At 67.5% G+C, this 18,607-nt stretch carries 19 protein-coding genes; 10 read left to right on the forward strand and 9 right to left on the reverse strand.

All coding sequences use genetic code 11. The features are described 5' to 3' along the window. Positions 1-2: 2 nt before the first annotated feature. From C7411_RS03870 to C7411_RS03890, 5 genes are all read right to left on the reverse strand, one after another. Positions 3-1,085, reverse strand: coding sequence for a homocysteine S-methyltransferase family protein (locus C7411_RS03870; protein ID WP_110383053.1), 1,083 nt, complete (start codon positions 1,083-1,085; stop codon positions 3-5). Positions 1,086-1,297: 212 nt separating this feature from the next. Next, a complete protein-coding gene (locus C7411_RS03875; protein ID WP_042265636.1) occupies positions 1,298-1,555 on the reverse strand; it encodes a BTH_I0359 family protein in 258 nt (85 codons plus the stop codon). 188 nt (positions 1,556-1,743) lie between these two features. Next, positions 1,744-2,532, reverse strand: coding sequence for a 3-oxoadipate enol-lactonase (gene pcaD / locus C7411_RS03880; protein ID WP_110383052.1), 789 nt, complete (start codon positions 2,530-2,532; stop codon positions 1,744-1,746). 425 nt (positions 2,533-2,957) lie between these two features. After that, positions 2,958-4,367: a DUF3108 domain-containing protein gene (locus tag C7411_RS03885; protein ID WP_110383051.1), complete on the reverse strand. Its 1,410-nt coding sequence runs from the start codon at positions 4,365-4,367 to the stop codon at positions 2,958-2,960. A gap of 129 nt (positions 4,368-4,496) precedes the next feature. Then, positions 4,497-5,402 (reverse strand): IclR family transcriptional regulator, encoded by a 906-nt coding sequence (locus C7411_RS03890; protein WP_110383050.1) that lies wholly within the window; start codon positions 5,400-5,402, stop codon positions 4,497-4,499. A gap of 139 nt (positions 5,403-5,541) precedes the next feature. Here C7411_RS03890 and C7411_RS03895 point away from each other — a divergent pair, with 139 nt between their 5' ends. From C7411_RS03895 to rfaE2, 6 genes are all read left to right on the forward strand, one after another. After that, on the forward strand, positions 5,542-6,534 hold the full coding sequence (locus tag C7411_RS03895) for a fumarylacetoacetate hydrolase family protein (protein WP_110383049.1): 993 nt from the start codon (positions 5,542-5,544) through the stop codon (positions 6,532-6,534). Between the two features lie 308 nt (positions 6,535-6,842). Next, positions 6,843-7,667 carry an enoyl-CoA hydratase/isomerase family protein gene (locus C7411_RS03900; protein ID WP_110383048.1) on the forward strand — a complete coding sequence of 275 codons (825 nt, stop codon included), beginning with the start codon at positions 6,843-6,845 and terminating at the stop codon, positions 7,665-7,667. 119 nt (positions 7,668-7,786) lie between these two features. Next, the gene (locus C7411_RS03905; protein ID WP_243413032.1) at positions 7,787-8,551 is read left to right on the forward strand and encodes a PhaM family polyhydroxyalkanoate granule multifunctional regulatory protein; all 765 of its coding nucleotides are present in this window, start codon (positions 7,787-7,789) and stop codon (positions 8,549-8,551) included. A gap of 118 nt (positions 8,552-8,669) precedes the next feature. Next, complete coding sequence (locus tag C7411_RS03910; RefSeq protein WP_110383303.1) at positions 8,670-9,875, forward strand: patatin-like phospholipase family protein; 1,206 nt, start codon at positions 8,670-8,672, stop codon at positions 9,873-9,875. A 485-nt stretch (positions 9,876-10,360) separates the two neighbouring features. Next, a complete protein-coding gene (locus tag C7411_RS03915; RefSeq protein ID WP_110383047.1) occupies positions 10,361-11,230 on the forward strand; it encodes a ferritin family protein in 870 nt (289 codons plus the stop codon). A 180-nt stretch (positions 11,231-11,410) separates the two neighbouring features. Then, the gene (gene rfaE2, locus C7411_RS03920; protein ID WP_110383046.1) at positions 11,411-11,902 is read left to right on the forward strand and encodes a D-glycero-beta-D-manno-heptose 1-phosphate adenylyltransferase; all 492 of its coding nucleotides are present in this window, start codon (positions 11,411-11,413) and stop codon (positions 11,900-11,902) included. Between the two features lie 198 nt (positions 11,903-12,100). On the opposite strand, the gene C7411_RS03930 is transcribed toward rfaE2, so the two are convergent. The 3 genes from C7411_RS03930 to C7411_RS03940 all read right to left on the reverse strand — a co-directional run bounded on the left by C7411_RS03930 (position 12,101) and on the right by C7411_RS03940 (position 14,119). Next, the gene (locus tag C7411_RS03930) at positions 12,101-12,340 is read right to left on the reverse strand and encodes a hypothetical protein (protein WP_110383045.1); all 240 of its coding nucleotides are present in this window, start codon (positions 12,338-12,340) and stop codon (positions 12,101-12,103) included. Positions 12,341-12,410: 70 nt separating this feature from the next. After that, on the reverse strand, positions 12,411-13,211 hold the full coding sequence (locus C7411_RS03935) for a type III pantothenate kinase (RefSeq protein ID WP_110383044.1): 801 nt from the start codon (positions 13,209-13,211) through the stop codon (positions 12,411-12,413). Beyond that, complete coding sequence (locus C7411_RS03940) at positions 13,208-14,119, reverse strand: biotin--[acetyl-CoA-carboxylase] ligase (protein ID WP_110383043.1); 912 nt, start codon at positions 14,117-14,119, stop codon at positions 13,208-13,210. The genes C7411_RS03935 and C7411_RS03940 overlap by 4 nt, the downstream gene beginning before the upstream one ends. Positions 14,120-14,460: 341 nt before the next feature. Between C7411_RS03940 and C7411_RS03945 the strand changes: the two genes are divergently transcribed. The 4 genes from C7411_RS03945 (at position 14,461) to C7411_RS03960 (ending at position 18,322) form a co-directional block, all read left to right on the forward strand. After that, complete coding sequence (locus C7411_RS03945; protein ID WP_110383042.1) at positions 14,461-15,594, forward strand: MlaE family ABC transporter permease; 1,134 nt, start codon at positions 14,461-14,463, stop codon at positions 15,592-15,594. Between the two features lie 50 nt (positions 15,595-15,644). After that, on the forward strand, positions 15,645-16,526 hold the full coding sequence (locus tag C7411_RS03950; RefSeq protein WP_373682563.1) for an ABC transporter ATP-binding protein: 882 nt from the start codon (positions 15,645-15,647) through the stop codon (positions 16,524-16,526). 82 nt (positions 16,527-16,608) lie between these two features. Next, positions 16,609-17,574 carry an MlaD family protein gene (locus C7411_RS03955; protein ID WP_110383040.1) on the forward strand — a complete coding sequence of 322 codons (966 nt, stop codon included), beginning with the start codon at positions 16,609-16,611 and terminating at the stop codon, positions 17,572-17,574. A 97-nt stretch (positions 17,575-17,671) separates the two neighbouring features. Continuing rightward, entirely contained in the window at positions 17,672-18,322 is a 651-nt protein-coding gene (locus C7411_RS03960) for an ABC-type transport auxiliary lipoprotein family protein (RefSeq protein WP_423802764.1), read from the forward strand. 6 nt (positions 18,323-18,328) lie between these two features. On the opposite strand, the gene C7411_RS36915 is transcribed toward C7411_RS03960, so the two are convergent. After that, positions 18,329-18,553: a hypothetical protein gene (locus tag C7411_RS36915; protein WP_133253613.1), complete on the reverse strand. Its 225-nt coding sequence runs from the start codon at positions 18,551-18,553 to the stop codon at positions 18,329-18,331. Between the last annotated feature and the right edge of the window lie 54 nt (positions 18,554-18,607).

Below are 18,607 nucleotides of genomic sequence, written 5' to 3' on the forward strand. Positions count from 1 at the left end.
CTTCAGGCGGCTTCGCGATACTGGCCGGGCCAGCGGCGCGGCTTGATCCCGGCGAGCGCTTTGGCAATGGCCGCGATGTGCTCGGGCGTCGTGCCGCAGCAGCCGCCTGCCACGTTGACGAGACCGGCGCTCGCGAATTCCTTGAGCAGTCCGGATGTATCGGCGGGCGTTTCGTCGAAGCCCGTGTCGCTCATCGGGTTGGGCAGGCCCGCGTTCGGATAGCACGAGACGTACGTATCGCAGAGCTTCGCAAGCTCGGCGATGTACGGGCGCATGAGCGCCGCGCCCAGCGCGCAGTTCAGGCCGAACGTGAGCGGCTTCGCGTGGCGCAGCGAGTTCCAGAACGCTTCGACGGTCTGACCCGAGAGAATGCGCCCCGAGGCGTCGGTGACGGTGCCCGAGATCATGATCGGCAGATTCTCGCCCGTGTCTTCGAAGAGTTGGTCGAGCGCAAACAGCGCGGCCTTGGCGTTGAGCGTGTCGAAGATCGTCTCGACGAGGAAGAGGTCGCAGCCGCCGTCCATGAGCGCCTTCGCCTGCTCGTAGTAGGCACGGCGCAGTTCTTCGAACGTCACGTTGCGCGCGCCCGGGTCGTTCACGTCGGGCGAGATGCTTGCCGTTTTCGGCGTCGGCCCGATCGCGCCCGCGGCGAAGCGCGGCTTGTCCGGCGTCGAATACTTCTCGCACGCGGCGCGCGCGAGCTTCGCCGACTCGACGTTCATTTCGATGGCGAGATCGCCCATGCCGTAATCGTCCTGGGCCACCGTGGTCGCGCCGAACGTGTTGGTTTCGATGATGTCCGCCCCCGCCGCGAGGTACTGCTCGTGAATCTCGCTGATGATCTGCGGCTGCGTGAGCGAGAGCAGTTCGTTGTTGCCCTTGATGTCGCGCGGATAGTCCCTGAAGCGTTCGCTTCCGCCTTTACCTCGATAGGCGGCTTCGTCGAGCTTGTAGCGCTGGATCATCGTGCCCATCGCGCCGTCGAGGATCACGATACGCGAGGCGAGCAGCGCGGGAAGCGCTGCGCCGCGCGTGTATTTGGCGTCCCCGGCGGGGCGCGAGGCAAGGGCTGCAGGCTGGTTCATGGATCGCGGGCGGGCGTGGTGCCGGTTGAACTGGGAACCCCACATTGTAGCCGCTGCGGCAACGCCGCGCTGCGGGCGGCGTCGCGCGGGCAAGCCGCTGCGGCGCCTGCCGGACAGCGGAAAGGGGCGCTAAAAGAAAACCCCGCCCGGCAAGCCGGACGGGGTTTCGTGTGAAGGACGCTGCGCGTTGAGTGCCGCGGGGTGCGCTAGCGTCAGTGAAGCACGACGGGTTGTTGCATGAGGCTGTCGAACTGCCCGAGGAATTCGTCGACTTCGTCGAGCGACTGGTCCTCGTCCATCAGCTTTTGCACGTCTTCGCGAAAACGTGCCGCCATCGCGCCGTCGATGAAGATCTCGCGACGCGCATTCTTGTCGACGATCTCGTAGCCGCCTGCGCGCATCGCGCTGTGGCCGTCCTGCGGTGGGAACTCGACGACGCAATAGTTGGGACTGTTGTAGATCATTTGCATGGCGACACTCCTTTTTCCTGTGCTCCCTGACCTTCTCAGGCCAATACATGGAGCGTTCGTTCTGGAATTCAAGGGGTGGGTCCCGCATCACCTCTTATGTGGACTGCTCTCCCTTTTTACTTCACTTCTCGACTGCGTCTGCTGCCACTGCCATGATGCTTTTGCTTCGAACTATTACTTCGAACTGCTTAGACCAACTGCTTGAGAAACGTTTCGAGCAAGGCGGTGAAACGGTGCGACTCCTCTACCGGGGCCAGATGCGCGGCATCAAGCACCACGAAATGCGACCCTTCTATCGCGCCTGCAAGGGCCTGCGTTACGGCCATCGGCGTGCCGCTGTCGTGGCGGCCCGCCACTGCGAGCGTCGGCACGCGCAGTTGCGCGAGCCTGTTTTGCACGTCGAAATCGCGTAACGCCTCGCAGGCCATCGCATAGCCTTCTGCAGGGGTCCGTAATAAAACGTCACAAATCTGCTCGACAGTCGGCGCATGCGTGTGCCGGAATTCGGCGGTGAACCAGCGGGCCATCGTTGCGTCGACGAGCGCCCCGAGCCCCTCGCTGCGTACCGTGGCGGCACGCTCGTTCCATGTTTCGCGCGCTTGTGGCGGCGTATGGCTCGCCGTATCGCAAAGCGTGAGCGTCGTCACGCGTTCGGGGTAATCGAGCGCGAACTGCTGCGCGATCATGCCGCCCATCGACATGCCGACGAGATGCGCATGCTCGATGCCAGTGGCGTCGAAAAGCGCGTCGAGGTCGGCGGCGAGATCGGCGAAGCCGAACGGTTCGCTCGCGATGGCGCTCGCGCCGTGGCCGCGCACGTCATAGCGCAGCACGCTGTGGCGATGGCGGAAATGTCCGGCGAGCGTGTCCCACACTTGAAGGTCGCCGCCCAGTTGGTGAATGAACGCCAGCGCCGGCCCACCGCTCCTGTCGTCGAAGACATAGTGCGTATCGATGCCGTTGACAGTCACTTGCATGGGTTCCTCCTTCGCCTTCCAGGCCGGGAGTCAAGCCGTTTGCGAGGTACTGCATGCACGCGATGCTGGTGGAGCAATCCGCGCGCCTGAAGCGCGCAGACAATGCGCGATGCGATGTTCGTTAGCTTGTGTGTCGCGTCCCTGTTTGCTGCGCTGTTTATTGTGTCGTGCCGATTTTGTCCGTCGTATGCAGCGTTGTTTCGGTTTGTTCGTGCTGGTCCGGTTGCTTGTTTGCTGGCTCGCTGTTTGCGCGCGCTATCGTGCTGTCTTGCTGCCGTGTTTCATCTGCTTGTTTTTCGGCCCTTCGTGGTGCGCGCGACGCCTTGCGATCCTTGACGCATGGCTCGATTCCAGTATGCGCCATTTCGTGAATTCGTGTTGCGAAGCGGGTCGTCCGGATCGAGCGGTGCGTGCGCTTGCGCGCATCAGGGATGCTCGGGCGCCGGGCCCGGCGAAGCGGCTGAGGGTTGCGCGTCGCCGGTGGCCGGTTGCGGCGGTGATTGCGTTGGCGTTTCTGTCTGCATATTGGCGGGTGGCGCCGGCTGCGTCGACGGTTGCGGTTGTGATGCAGCAGGCGCCGAAGCCGGCGCAGTTTCCGGTGTTGCGGATTGTGCCGAGGTTGTGTCGGGTGGGGCGTTGGGCGCAGTGGCGGTCGCGGCGTTCGCGGCCGCAGCGGAGTCGGGTGCCGAGGCGTCCGGCGCCGCGAGCGCACCACGCCACACGAGTTCGAACTGGTTGCCGTTCGGCTCGGTTTGCACGAGGCGCACAGGCAACCAGCCGAGCGAGGGCGCGAGCCACACGTCGATGCGCCGCTTGTCGCCCTCGCGGCGCGGCAGACGCATGAAATGGCGCGCCGTGACGTAGCCATGATCCGTGCTCACGGTTTCGTCGCCGATCGTGGTGATGGGCCACGTTTCGCCGCTATCGTTGTCCGCGACATAGAACTCGCGCGTGACGCCCGGCTTGTACGCGTCGGGATCGCCGCGCACGAGGCTCGCGAGCTGCATCACCATGCTGAAGCGGTCCTGCGCGCCGTCGGGCAGCGCGAGCGAGTTGGGCGTGCGCGTGAAGACGATCTGCCTGTCGGTGCGGTTGAAAACCGTCACGTCCGAAGGGCGATGGCCGCGCTTTTCGATGTATTGATCGGGTGCCAGGCCGAAGGCGTCCACGCGGCCCCTGCTCGTCCAGCTGAACTCGCCGACGAAGGGCAGAGGCACGCGCACGACCATCTCGTAACGTTGCCCGTCGCTTGACCAGTGGATCGTGCCGGGCTGATTGCGCACGCCGTTATAGAACGTGTCGTATTGCAGTTCGCCCGATGGAGGCACCGAAAACTTCAGGCCATGCGAGGCCTGCGTGGCTTGGGCGAAAGGCTGCTCGCCATTGCCGGGCGCGGCGCTAGCCGTCCCGCTGGCGCCGGCGGCGCTCGCGCTGGCCGGCGATGCCGCTGCGGGCGCGGACGCCGCCTGCGTATCCGGCGGCGCGGCCGGCGCTTTGGGGTGCGGCTTTGGCGGCGTCACAGCGTGCAGCGTACGCGGCTCGGCGCGCCTGGGCGCGGGTTTGGGCGCGGCATGGGGAGGCGCCGCGGCGGGGCCCGCGGGCTTTGCCGCGCGCTCGATGCGCTCGGGCTTGAGGAGCGCCACTTGCACCGGCACGCGCACGTGCGCAACAGGCGGCGGCGCGCCGTGATGCCGCTCGAACCATTCGGCCGCTAGCCAATGGAGCGCCGTGACCGCGACGAACACGCCGACCCAGCGCCACGCGCGCATGCGCTGCGGCGTGCGTGAGTCGGCGTCGAGGCGGCGTGCCTCGCGCGGGGCGGCTGGAGTGGACATCGGCGGTTCGTGGGGTGGTCGCGGGTCGGTATCGGTCGTACGTTAATGTGACACAACCCGCCGGGTGCTTGCAGAAAGGCAGACGCGCGCGAGCGGGGTCACATGTGTGCCGGCCGGGGCACGCGGCCCTCAGCGCGGCGTTGGACTGTACCCCAATTCGTACGACAGTTTTTCGGCGCACGCGCGCAGCGCGCTATCCACGGCGCCGTTCCAGGCGATATCGAATGCGCCTTCGTGACCGAGCGCGATGAGTCCGAGCGCGAGTTCGCCGCTCGCGTCGAACACGGGCGTGCAGAACGCGTGGATGGTCGGCAGCAACATGCCCTCCACGCGGGCCGCACCATGCTCGCGAACGTCTGCGAGCGCCTGTTCGAGCGCTTTCGCCGTGCGCGGCGTCGAACCGTACGAGTAGTGCTGCGCGCCCGCGAGTTCGCGCTCGATCAGCGGGGCCGTCTTGCTGCGCGGCAGGTAGGCGGCGAATAGCAGGCCCGTGGCGGAACTGAGCATCGGCATGACGTCGCCGAGCTTGAGCGACGCTTTCGCAGGGTGGCTCGACTCCAGCCAGTGCACGACGGTCGGCCCCTGGTTGCCCCACACGGCGATGCCCACGGTGATGTCGAGCGCGTCGCGCAATTCGGTGAGCGCGAGCCGCGCGAGCTTGACGCCGTCCACGCGCGCGAGGCGTGCCAGTCCGAGCTGCAACGCGAAGCCGCCCAGTTCGTAGCGCCCCGAAAGCGGGTCCTGGGCGACCACGCCGAGGCGCATGAAGCTCACGAGATAGCGGTGCGCTTTCGCCGGGCTCATGCCCGCGCGCTGCGCGAGGTCGCGCAGCATCATCGCGCGCGGCTCGCTGGTGAGCACTTCGAGCAGGCGAAAACCCACTTCGATCGACTGGATGCCCGAGCGCAGTTTTTCTTCCCCGGCTTCAGCGCCTTCCGAAGCTTCGGCGGTGTCCAGGGTGTCGGCGAGGTCTTCGGCGCTCGTGGCGTCTGGGGCGCTCGCGCGTGGCGAGGCAGGTCGGACGGTTGGCGGCATGGATGCGTTGTGGTGTTCAAACGTACGGCGGCTGTACGGCAACTCTACGGCAACTGAGGGCATGAGGCGCGCCCGCTTGGGGCACGCCGATTCACCATCGTAGAATACATTTCCCTTATCGTCACTCACGTCTGATTTCATGAAACTTGCCACGCTGAAGGACGGCACCCGCGACGGGCAGCTGATCGTCGTTTCCCGCGACCTGCGCAGCGCCGCCATCGCCGACGCGATCGCGCCGACGCTGCAGCGCGTGCTCGACGACTGGCGCTTCTATGCGCCGCAGCTTGCCGAGCTGTACGACGCGCTCAACTACGGGCGCGCGCGCAACGCGTTCAGCTTCGACGCGCGCGATTGCATGGCGCCGCTGCCGCGCGCGTACCAATGGGCAGACGGCTCGTCGTACGTGAATCACGTCGAACTCGTGCGTCGCGCGCGCGGCGCCGAGATGCCCGCCGAATTCTGGACCGACCCGCTCATGTACCAGGGCGGCAGCGACGACTTCATCGGGCCGTGCGACGACATCGTGTGCGCGTCCGAGGCATTCGGCATCGACTTCGAGGCCGAAGTGGCCGTCGTGACCGGCGACGTGCCGATGGGCGCGAGCCCCGACGAAGCGCTGCGGGCCGTGCGGCTCGTCGCGCTCGTCAACGACGTTTCGCTGCGCAACCTCATTCCCGCGGAACTCGCCAAGGGCTTCGGCTTTTTCCAGAGCAAGCCGGCCAGCGCGTTCGCGCCGGTGATGGTCACGCCCGACGAACTCGGCGAGCACTGGCGCGAAGGACGCGTGCACCTGCCGATCGTCGTGCACTGGAACGGCAAAAAAGTCGGCCAGCCCGACGCCGGTACGGACATGGTGTTCCACTTCGGCCAGCTGATCGCGCACGCTGCGAAAACGCGCAATCTGCGCGCGGGCGCCATCGTGGGTTCGGGCACGGTCTCGAACAAGGACGCGCAGCGCGGCTACTGCTGCATTGCCGAGAAGCGCTGCCTCGAAACGATCGAAAGCGGACAGGCGAGCACCGGATTCATGAAGTTCGGCGACAGCGTGAAGATCGAGATGCTCGACGAAGCGGGCAAGTCGATTTTCGGCGCGATCGACCAGGCTGTGGCGCCGCTCCACGGCGAGCCATGACACCGGGGCGCTGAAGGGTTTCGCCGGATGCCGCGCGCCGCGCGTACGGCTACACTGGCGAACGCCCTTTTTTTTCTGCGAGGGCTTCCGGCAGACCGCATCGGGCAGACCGCATCGGGCAGACCGGTCAAGGTACGAGCCGTAGAAGCACGCAGCATCCGAACGTAAAACGACAAGGAGACACCGTGAACGCTGTTTGTCCGAGCCGTCTTGCTGCAAGCCTCGCCGCCCGCGTTTCGCCACGCGCTGCGCGCCACACTGCCGTCGCTATCGCGTAATCAGCAATCCGAAGCAAAGGAGGCCCGCCCATGAACGATCCTTTTTACGCCCGCTATCACGCCCTGCGCGTGCGGCGGCACGAGCACGGCATCGTCGAGATCGTGATGAGCGGCGAGGGCACGAACAAGAGCTCGCTGGCGACCGCCGACGCCAACATGCACCGCGAACTCGCGGAGATCTGGCGCGACGTGGACCGCGATCCCGATGCGCGCGTCGCCGTAATCCGCGGCGAGGGCAAGGGCTTTTCTGCGGGCGGCGACCTGCAGCTCGTCGAGGACATGGCCACGCATTTCGAGGTGCGCGCGCGCGTGTGGCGCGAGGCGCGCGACCTCGTCTACAACGTGATCAACTGCGGCAAGCCGATCGTCTCGGCCATGCACGGTCCGGCGGTGGGCGCGGGGCTCGTCGCGGGACTGCTGGCCGACATTTCCATTGCCACGAAAACGGCGCGCATCATCGATGGCCATACGCGCCTCGGCGTCGCGGCGGGCGACCACGCGGCGATCGTGTGGCCGCTGTTGTGCGGCATGGCGAAAGCGAAGTACTACCTGCTGCTGTGCGAACCGGTGAGCGGCGAGGAGGCGGAGCGCATCGGCCTCGTCTCGCTCGCCGTGGACGAAAACGACTTGCTGCCGAAGGCGTTCGAAGTGGGCAAGCGCCTCGCCAACGGTTCGCAGACCGCGGTGCGCTGGACCAAGTACGCGCTCAACAACTGGCTGCGCATGGCGGGGCCGAACTTCGACACGTCGCTTGCGCTCGAATTCATGGGCTTTGCGGGGCCCGACGTGCGCGAGGGCGTGCAGTCGCTGCGCGAGCGGCGCGCGCCGCAGTTTCCGGGCGGCGATCCGTTCTGACGCATTCTGGTTCGCGCTTTCTGACGATTTCCGGTTTGACGCGCGCTATCATCGAAGAGATCGTTTCGTGCCGCCCAGGCGCGCGCATTTGACCACCTATCTATGCGAGGGAGTACCGCATGACCGACTCAGCAGGCACCGTGCCGCCGTTCCCGGGCTTTCCTGGCTTTCCGCCCGCCGAAATGCTCGACCAGATGTGGGGGATGATGCGACTCACGCCGTTCGGCGGGGCGTTTCCAGGCAACTTCGCGGGCGGCGAGCCGGGCGTGGCGCACGCCTTTGGCCCGCCGCTTTCGATGATGACAGACATGATGACGCCGCTCACCAACATCGAGGAGCTCGACAAACGCATCACCGATCTGCGCGCCGTCGAGCAGTGGCTCAAGCTCAATCTCGGCATGTTGCAGTCCGCCATCCAGGCGCTCGAAGTGCAGCGCGCCACGCTCTCCACGCTGCGTGCGTTCGGCGCGTTCGCGCAGGCGCAGATGACCCCGACGCACGCCGAATCCGAAGCGCCGGGAGCGGGCGCCGCGCGCGAGCGGGCCGCCGAGCCTGAGGCCGCGAACGCGGGCACCGCGCCCGAGGGCGCGCCATCCGCGCCGCCGGGCTTCGATGCGGGTTCGTGGTGGAATCTCGTGCAGGCGCAGTTCAACCAGCTCGCGCAGTTCGCGATGGCGCAGCCCGCCGCCGCGGCGCAGGCCGCGCAAGCGGCTGCCGCAGCGGTGAGCGAGGCGCAGGCGAAGACCGAAGCCGCCACGGCGAAACGCGGCAGCACCGCCCGGCGCAGCAGCAACGCCGGCAACGGCAATGGCAACGGCGGCGGCGGCGGCGCGGGCCGCAGCGCGCCGCGCGGCGCGAAGAAGGCGCCGGCGCAGCCGGAATAAGGCGCGCGCGTCACGTCACGAAGAAGCGTTCCGCGGGACGCAGCAGAAGCGCAACTGCGGGGCAAAAGCGGGGCAAAAGCGGGGCAAAAGCGGCACAACTTCGGGGAGCGTCGGCATCATGCGGCTTGCGCTCGTGATGATGGGCGGCGGCGCGCGTGCGGCCTACCAGGCCGGCGCCTTGCGCGCGCTTGCCGAGCTGGCCGGCCAGGCCGAGCCGGCGCGCCGGGCCATGCCCTTCACGGTGATCTGCGGCACCTCGGCAGGTGCAATCAACGCCACCTCGATCGCGAGCCACGCCGACCAGTTCGCGCACGGCGCGGCGCACCTCGTCGACGTCTGGTCGCAGATGCGCGCAAGTCAGATCTATCGCACCGACTGGCCCGGCGTCGCGGCCGCGGGCGCGCGCTGGCTCGCCGCGCTCGCGTTCGGCTGGGCCGCGTCGAGCGTAGGCGCGCATGCCGCGCCGCGCACCTTTTTCGACAGCACGCCGCTCGCGCGGATGCTCCCGCACTCGCTCAATTTCCATCGCATCGGGCAGATGCTCGACGAGCGGCTGCTCTACGCGCTTGCCGTCACGGCGCTCAGCTATTCGTCGGGGCGGCACGTCACGTTCTACCAGGCGTGCGAGCCGATCAGTGCGTGGCGGCGCGCGCAACGCACCGCGCGCATGGTCGCGCTCACGCCCGCGCATCTGCTCGCCTCGGCGGCGATACCGTTCGTGTTCCCGGCCGTGCGTCTCGAACTCGACGGCCGCCACGAATACTTCGGCGACGGCTCGATCCGGCAGATTGCGCCGCTTTCGCCAGCCATCCACTTCGGAGCGCAGCGCATCGTCGTGCTGGGCGCCGCGGCGCCCACGCCGGAAGTGCCCGCGGCGCGCCCCGACATCGACCGCTATCCGACGCTCGCCCAGATCGGCCAGCAGGTGCTCGCGAGCGTGTTCCTCGACTCGCTCGGCGCCGATATCGAGCGCATCGAGCACGTGAACCGCATGGTGCTGCAACTGCCGCACGCGGTGGAGCCGGAAAGCGGCTGGCGTCATGTCGAGGTGCTCGCGATCGCACCGAGCGAGCGGATTGAGCTGATCGCCGCGCGCCATCTGCAGCAGTTGCCGCGCTCAGTGCGCATGCTGCTGGGCGCGATGGGCGGCAACCGCGCTTCGGGCGCGGCGTTCGCAAGTTATTTGCTGTTCGAGCGTGAATTCACGCGTGAGTTGATCGAACTGGGTTATCGCGACACGCTCGCGCAAAGTGATGTTCTTTTGACTTGGCTCAAAGCTCCGGCAGACGGCGCAAGCAACGATTTTCGGGCGCGTCGGAACTGAAACACCGGCATGCTATTATTGTGTAAGGTTTTTCTGGTCATTTGCGGGGATGCGGGCGGCGTTGCGGCGCTTGGCCGCGCAGGTTCCACGGCCTTGACGGGCGGGATGTCTGCCCAATGGAAAATCAGCCAGCAAGGTGTGTCATAAGGACGTCGAACGTGGGGCGCGAGAGTGCGACATTGTGTCGCATGAGCCCGCGACGATGGCTCGCACGCCTCGCGGGTATCGGTGGTGATCAGCGGTATCAGGCGGCCGGGTTCGAGGAACGGAACAGCTACCCAGAATCCACGACGGCGCCTTCATTCCGGTTGGCTGGATTGTCGTGGGCGACGCGTGTTGCGTTCGCCGGTCTGCGATTGCGTCCAGGGGTCCGGATACCGCGTAAAATTAAATGCTTTTTGCCTGCGCGGCCGCGTTGTATGCGGATCCCGCGGCACGCTACGAATTCGTCATGCGCGCGTTTTGCGCAGATCAGGGGCGGGACTATGAACACGATGCTTTATCCGGAACTTTACAAATCGCTCGAATCGGTCCGTTGGGACATGGAAAAGGACATTCCCTGGGACAAGTTCGATGCGTCGCTCCTGACCGATGAGCAGGCCGCGACCATCAAGATGAACGCGATCACCGAATGGTCGGCGCTGCCGGCCACGGAAATGTTCCTGCGCGACAACCACCACGACAGCGACTTTTCCGCGTTCATGAGCGTGTGGTTCTTCGAGGAGCAAAAGCATTCGCTCGTGCTCATGGAATACCTGCGCCGCTTCAGGCCGGAATTGGTGCCGACCGAAGAAGAGCTGCACGCCGTGCGCTTCGAGTTCGATCCGGCGCCGCCTCTCGAAACGCTCATGCTGCACTTCTGCGGGGAAATCCGCCTGAACCACTGGTATCGCCGCGCCGCCGAATGGCACACGGAGCCGGTCATCAAGGCCATCTACGAAACGATTTCGCGCGACGAAGCGCGCCACGGCGGCGCCTATCTGCGCTACATGAAGAAGGCGCTCAACAATTTCGGCGACGTCGCGCGTGCGGCGTTTGCGAAGATCGGCGTGCTGATGGCTTCGGCGCGCCGCACAGAAAAGCCGCTGCATCCCACGAACCTGCACGTGAACCAGGCGCTGTTCCCGCGCGACACCGTGCAGTCGCGCCTGCCCGACCCGGAATGGCTCGAGCGCTGGCTCGACGAGCAGATCCGCTTTGACGACGGCTGGGAAAAGAAGGTGATCGAGCGCATTTTGCACAACCTCTCGATCCTGTTCGAGCGCACGTTCAGTACGGCACAGGAACTGAACCGCTATCGCAAGGAAGTGGTGCAGCGCCTGCAGGCCGAGCAAGGCACGCAGCAGCCGGCCTGACGCGCCGGGACATCTCGCGTGCGCGCCTCTTTCGTGGCGCGCCGCGACCGGGACGGCCCGAAGCGCTTCTCGCGTGACGGGCCGTTTTCATTGGCGCCCGTATCGGCGCGTATCAAATAGCTTGCTCCATGCGGCTTGCCTAGGTGAACCGCGCCCATTTTTTTATCCGAGCCTCATTCCATGCCCGCTTCCTTCGAACGCAAGATCACGACCCGCGAGGCGCTCGCGCAACTGCGCGCCTCGCTGCCGGGCCCCGTGGTGTTCACCAATGGCGTCTTCGACATCCTGCACCGCGGACACGTCACCTATCTCGCCGATGCGAAGGCGCTGGGCGCCACGCTGATCGTCGGCGTGAATAGCGACGCTTCGGTGAAGAGGCTCGGCAAGGGCGACGACCGCCCCATCAACACCGGGAACGACCGCATGGCGCTGCTGGCGGCGCTGGAGAGCGTGGACTGGGTCGTGCCGTTCGGCGAGCAGACGCCCGTCGAGTTGATCGGGGCCTTGCGTCCGGACATTCTCGTGAAGGGCGGCGACTACGACATGGACGCGCTGCCCGAGTCGGCGCTGGTGCGCGGCTGGGGCGGGCGGGCGCTTGCGATCGCCTTCGAGCACGACCGCTCCACGACGAAGCTGCTGCAGAAAGTGCGCGCGCAGGAAGGATCGAAGTAAGTTCTGACGCAAGTCCGCAAGTCCGCAAGTCCGCAAGTCCGCAAGTCCGCAAGTCCGCAAGTCCGCAAGTCCGCAAGTCCGCAAGTCCGCAAGTCCGCAAGTCCTCACGTGCGGCGGACGATGCAAAACCGGCCGCAGGCCGGGCCGCCCGAGGCTTGGGCGCGCCCGGCCTGCGGCCGGTTGTCTTTGAAGCGCCGCTTATTGCGACAGGGTGGACGCTTGCACCGCCGGGTCCGCCACCGGGCCGCCCACGCTCGGCACGTCGGCCGATTCGGAGGGCCGGATCGCCTTCACCACGAGCCGCTCGGGGTGGATCTGCCGGTTCAGGTGCTGAGTTTCGCGCGTTCCCGACGAGGGCGTCGGGCCGAACACGCCGCCTATGGCCGCAAAGGCCAGCCCGTTGGCGAGAATCAGAATGGCGATCAGCCAGCGCAGCATCGTGTGAAGCTCCTTCGAAATCGTTCGTTCAGTTTCAGGGCCGGATGCGGGCGGCGTGTGGACGCACGCCTCAGGACTGCGCCGCGATGCGCGCCAGCCCCGACAGAACCAGTGCATCGTGGCGAGTATGCGGTACCTTGAGCGCCGCTGTCACTTCGGCCGCTGCGCCGCCGCTCACCACGAGCCGTACCGGCAGTCTCCACGCGTCCTGCAAATCGGCCCAGGCGCGCTCGATGAGCGCGGCCTGCGCGAGCGCACAACCCGCCGAGATCGAGCTTTGCGTGTCGGTGGCGAAGGCAATGCCCGGGTGGGCGGCATTCGCCATGCCGCCGGCGACCACAGGCAGTTGCGCGGTGTGCTCGCCGAGCGAGCGCATCATGAGCGTGAAGCCCGGTGCGATCATGCCGCCCACGAACGTGCCGTCGGCGCGCAGCGCTTCGAGCGTGGTGGCGGTGCCGAATGTCGCGATCAGGAGCGGCTCGTCCGGATACGCCGCGTGCGCGCCGATCATGCCGGCCCAGCGGTCGCTGCCGAGCGCGTCTGGCGTGGCATAGCTGTTCGTCACGCCGCATTGCTGTGCGCAGGCCCGCACGACGGTGCGCGAGAGACCGGGCCAGTGCGCTTCCACCAGCGCGCCGAGGCGCTCTCCGACCGCCGCGCCCGCGACATTCGAGATCCACGCGCCGCAGGGCCGGGGCAACGTCGCCCATGCTTCGCTTCCGGCTTCGCCCGCGGCGGGCGTGGCTTGCACGCCGTCGTCGCGCACGTGATCCATCGTTCCCGCGTGCAGGCGCGACCCGTCGGGCGCGACGAGCGCCCATTTGATCCGGCTGTTGCCTGCATCGATCAGGAGGAAGGGGCCGCGGCTCATGCGCCGCTGTCCGCGAGCCGCAGCGACACGTCGCCGGCCGTGACGGTTTCGCGTCCGCCCGGCGTGTCGACGAGCAACTGGCCGCGTTCGTCCACGCCGGCCGCCGTGCCGCGCTGCAATTCCCGTCCTTGCTCGTAGATGGCGACCTCGCGGCCCGCGTACGCGTGGCATGCGTTCCAGCGCGCCTGGAAGGGCGCAAAGCCCGCCGCGCCGAAGCGTTGCAGCGCGGCTTCGAGCGCGTTGAGTTCGGCGGCGAGCGTGTCGGTGAGGTTGGCGTTCGCCCACGCGCGCGAAAGCGCCGTGGGCGTCGTGCCGGGCACGACCGCCGCGCTGCCGGCGGCGGCGTTGAGCGCCTCGACCCTGGCGGCGAGCGCATCCTCGCCGCGCACGTTCGTGCCGATGCCGATCACGACTGCCGTGGCGTCGGCGGCGGTCCAGGCGGTTTCCACGAGGATGCCTGCCAGCTTGTCGCCTTCGAGCAGCACGTCGTTGGGCCACTTGAGCGCGATTTGTCCAGGCGCCGCCACAGGCAGCGTGCGCAGGCCGTCCACCAGCGCCGAGCCGACGGCGAGGCTCAAGCCCGCGAGCCCTTCGATCGGGCGCGGCAGCACGCAGCCGATCGAGAACAGCAGCGCGTCGCCGGGCTGCGCGACCCAGGTGCGGCCACGCCGGCCCCGGCCGGCCGTCTGCAGATAGGCTACGCGCACGATGGGGCGCGCGAGCGCGTCGCGCTTTTGCGGCAGTGCCTTCAGGCGCACCATGAGGTCGGCGTTGGTCGAGCCGGTTTCCTCGACGATCTCGATGGGCCAGTCGTGCGCGGCCGGGCCGAACAGCGTGATCGCGCGGTTGCGGTCGATGCGCCAGTCGCCGGCGCTCGGAGTAGCGGGGGTGGGGGGCGTCGCATTCATGTCTCGTATTGTAGTGGCTGGGGCGCGGGTAGCAGCCCGCAACGCTGGTTTCGACCCGAAATGTGGGCAATCCACATGCGACCCACAGGCGGCCCACAGGTTATCCACGGAATCGTCCACAGGGCCGGGAGCGTTCGAAGCTGGCAACCGCCCCGCCGGTTTCCACGCGATTTGCCCAATCTTCAGGCAATTCACAGGCTGCACACAGGCAGTCCACAAGTTATCCAGAGTGTTGTCCACAGTTCGCCTCGTCTCCGGGAGCCGGCCGTGCGCTTTCGGACCGACGAAACGGGGCGCGTTCGCTACAATGTTTGCTCACCCCGTCCGTCGAGTGCTTATCCTTGAATCAAGACACGCCGCCCGGCCTTGAAGTCTCGGCCGGCACCCGCGGAAAGACCGTGCGCCTGTCAGGCCAGTGGACAGCGCTCGCGCTCGCGCGCGACCGCGACCAGGGCGGCGCCGCGCGCCGTCTGCGGGCGCTCGCCGAAGAGCACATCGGCGAATGGGACCTCTCGGGCGTCGAGCGCATGGACCATGTGGGCGGCCAGGCGCTCTGGCGCGTCTGGGGCCACAAGCTGCCGTCCGACCTCGTCGACCTCACGCAAACGCAGCGCGACATCTTCGAGCGCATCGCCCTGCTCGACTCCGTGCGCGAGCCGGCGGAGCGCGTCGTGCGCATCGATCCGGTCACGCAGCTCGGCCTCGCGATCTTCTCGTTCTTCGACCACCTGTACGGCGGCATCGCCATGTTCGGGCGCGTGATCCTCGATCTGCTGCTGGTGGTGCGCAAGCCCAGGGTCACGCCCTGGATCGAGATTTCGGCGAACATCTACAACGCCGGCGCGCGCGCGCTGCCGATCACGGCGCTCGTGGCGTTTCTGATCGGCATCGTGCTGTCGTACCTCTCGGCGCAGCAATTGCGCCTCTTCGGCGCGAACCAGTACATCGTCAATATCCTCGGCCTCGCCGTGATCCGTGAACTCGGGCCCGTGCTCTCGGCGATTCTCGTGGCGGGGCGCTCGGGCTCGGCCATCACGGCGCAGATCGGCGTGATGCGCGTGACTGAGGAACTCGACGCCATGCGCGTGATGGGCATCTCGCACGGCCTGCGCCTGATCCTGCCGCGCGTGATCGCGCTCGGCGTCGCCATGCCGCTGCTCGTGATCTGGACCGACATCATTGCGTTGCTAGGCGGCGCGATCGCGGCGAAGATCGTGCTGGGCATCGACATTTCGTGGTTCATGCGCTCGATGCCCAGCGTCGTGCCGATCGCGAATCTGTGGATCGGCCTCGGCAAAGGGGTGGCGTTCGGCATGCTGGTGGCGATCGTGGGCTGTCACTTCGGCTTTCGCATCAAGGCGAATTCGCAGAGCCTGGGCGAGGGCACGACCACGTCGGTCGTCACGTCGATCACGATCGTGATCCTCGCCGACGCCGTGTTCGCGATCCTGTTCCAGAACGTGGGGCTTTCATGAGCACGACTGGCACGACGGTTACGACGATCGAGACGAAAACGACCGGCACGATCACCACGCCGCTCAAGGAGGTCGCGCAGGATCTGCCGCTGCCGGCCATCGGCGAGCCGGTGATCGAGGTTCACAACCTCTCGAAGCGCTATGGGCGCAACATCGTCCATCAGCACCTGAATCTGGAAATTCGCCGCGGCGAGATCGTCACGCTGGTGGGCGGCTCGGGCTCGGGCAAGACCACGCTCGTGCGCCAGATCCTCGGGCTCGAAAAGCCGACCTCGGGCACCATCAAGATGTTCGGCGAGAACATCACGACCATCGACGCCGAGCGCGCCCGCCTCATGCGCACGCGCACCGGCATGCTGTTCCAGCAAGGCGCGCTGTTCTCGTCGCTCACGGTGTTCGACAACATTGCCCAGCCCGTGCGCGAGCTCGGCAAGGTGCCGGCAGCCCTGCTGCGCGACATCGTGATGCTCAAGCTCGAAATGGTGGGGCTGCCGTGCAAGCACGCCTCGAAAATGCCGGCCGCGCTCTCGGGCGGCATGGTCAAACGCGTGGGCCTCGCGCGCGCGATCGTGCTGGAGCCGGAGCTGCTCTTTCTCGACGAGCCCACGGCCGGGCTCGACCCGCGCTCCTCCGACGAAGTGGTGGAGCTCATCAGCACGCTGCACCGGGCGTTGGGGCTCACCGTCGTGCTCGTCACGCACGACCTCGACGCCATGGTCGCGCTTTCCACGCGCGTGGCCGTGCTGGCCGAGCGCCGGGTGCTCGTGGCCGCGCCCGTGGAGGAGGCGGCGAGCGTCGATCATCCGTTCATCCGCGAGTACTTTCTGGGCATGCGCGGCCGCCGCGCGCTCCAGGCGCTGCCGCCCGAGCGGCGCGCGAAGCTGCCGCCGGCGGCGCTCGCTCCCGCAGCCGTGGGGTACAAGCCGTGGTAGGCACCGCGCACGCCCCTATCCGGCCCGACCGGCTCAACCGGCTTGACCAGCGTCTGGCGGCCGCCAAAGAAGGAATCTGACGATGGAAAACAAACCGCATGCGTTCTGGGCGGGCATGTTCACGATAGGGCTGCTGATCGTGATCGCGCTTGTCGTCATCTTCTTCAGCGCCGATCGGGCCGTGCGCGTGCCGTACGACCTCATTTCGCGCTCGAGCGTGACAGGCCTCTATCCGGACGCGGCGGTGCGTTTTCGCGGTATCGACGTGGGCAAGGTGCAGTCGATCAAGTTCGATACCCAGCATCCGGGCCAGATCCGCATTCGCATCCTTGTCGACCAGAAGGCGCCGATGACGCGCTCCACCTTCGGCTCGCTCGCGCTGCAGGGCGTGACGGGCATCGCGTTCGTGCAGCTCGACGACAACGGCGTCGACCTCTCGCCGCTGCATTCTTCGCCGGCGCACGTGGCCGAACTGCCGCTGCGCCCGGGCTTGCTCGACCAGCTCCAGCGCCGCGGCGACGCGCTCCTGCGCAAGCTCGACAACATTGCCGGCGATATCGACGAAATGCTCTCCGAGGACAACCGCAAGCAGGTGATGCAGGCCGTGAACAGCCTGCAGCAGGCCGCGAGCAGCGTGAACGTGCTCGCCGAGCAGCTCCAGCCCGCCACGAAGCAGCTGCCGGGCGCGGTGACGCAACTGCAGCACACCCTGCAGTCGACCAACACGCTCATCACGAGCATGAACCGGCCGGACGGCCCGTTCCAGACCAACCTCAACAAGGCCGGCACCGCGGCGGCCCAGGCGGGCGCGGCGCTCACCTCGATCGACGCCTCGATCCAGGACCTGTCGGCGCGCGTGGGCTACGACACGCTGCCACGCGTCGACTCGCTCACCGACGACGTGCGCTCGGCCATGCGTGCCGTGGACCGCGCGGCGGGCACGTTCAGTACGAGTCCGCGCAGCGTGCTGTTCGGCGGCGCGCCGCAGCCGGCGCCCGGGCCCGGCGAGGCGGGCTTTGCATGGCCGGCTACTGCGGGCGCGAAGTAGGCCGCGACGCCGCCTTACGCGACACCATTCGACGCACTTTCGCGCGGTGCATGCGCCGCGCGCCAAAGAAGGAAACGCAATGTCACGCACATCACGCCTGCCACGATCGATGCAACGCGCCGCAACCGCCGGCTCGGCCTTGCTGGCGGCGCTCGCGCTCGGTGCGCTCCTCGCCGCCTGCGCGGGCAGTTCGGCTTCGATCAACGAGGCTCGCTACGACCTCGGGCTGCAGTCGTCGCAGGAAGCGCAGGCCGCTCCCGCGGCGCCTGGCGCGCCGGGTGCCCGGCCGCTTCTGAAGGTGCTGGCCGTGAGCGCGCCGCCGCCGCTCGATAACGACGGCATCCTCTACCGGATGAATTTCGACTCGCAGCGCACGGCGCGCTACGCGAACAGCCGCTGGACGATGTCGCCCGCGCGGCTGCTCACGGAACGCCTTCGCACGTCGCTCGGCGCGCACGCGACGGTGCTCGCGGGCGGCGACGCCGTGCAGGCGCCGATGCTCAAGGTCGAACTGTACGAGTTCGAGCAGGTGTTCGAGAGCCCGACGCAAAGCGCGGGCGTGCTGGCTGCGCGCGCAACGCTCATGCAGGGCGGCAGGGTGCTGGCGCAGCGCTCGTTCGCCACGCGCGCGCCGGCGCCCACGCCGGACGCCGCGGGCGGCGTGCGCGCGCTGCAGGCGGCCAGCGACGATTTCGCCAGGCAACTGGGCACGTGGCTGAGCACGCAGTCGTTCGCGGGCACGCCTTGAGGGGCATCAACAGGCGTCGCGCGATTTCAATGCGCGGCGTGGCATCGGGGGCAAGGGCGGGGTAGCGGCATGATCGAAGCGGGACGGCTCCGGCTGCGCGCCCCGCACGGCGGGCGGCGCGGGATGGACGGCGACGAGGGTGGCCGAAGCGGCGGTCAGGGCGGTGGTCAGAGCGGTGGCCAGAGCGGTGGCCGAAGCGGCGGTCAGAGCGGTGGCCAGGGCGGTGGTCAAGGCAGCAGCCAGGGCGCCGGCGACGCACGTGGTGCGATCGCCGGCGGCGACACG

Source organism: Paraburkholderia silvatlantica, assembly GCF_003096715.1.
Classification (GTDB): domain Bacteria; phylum Pseudomonadota; class Gammaproteobacteria; order Burkholderiales; family Burkholderiaceae; genus Paraburkholderia; species Paraburkholderia silvatlantica.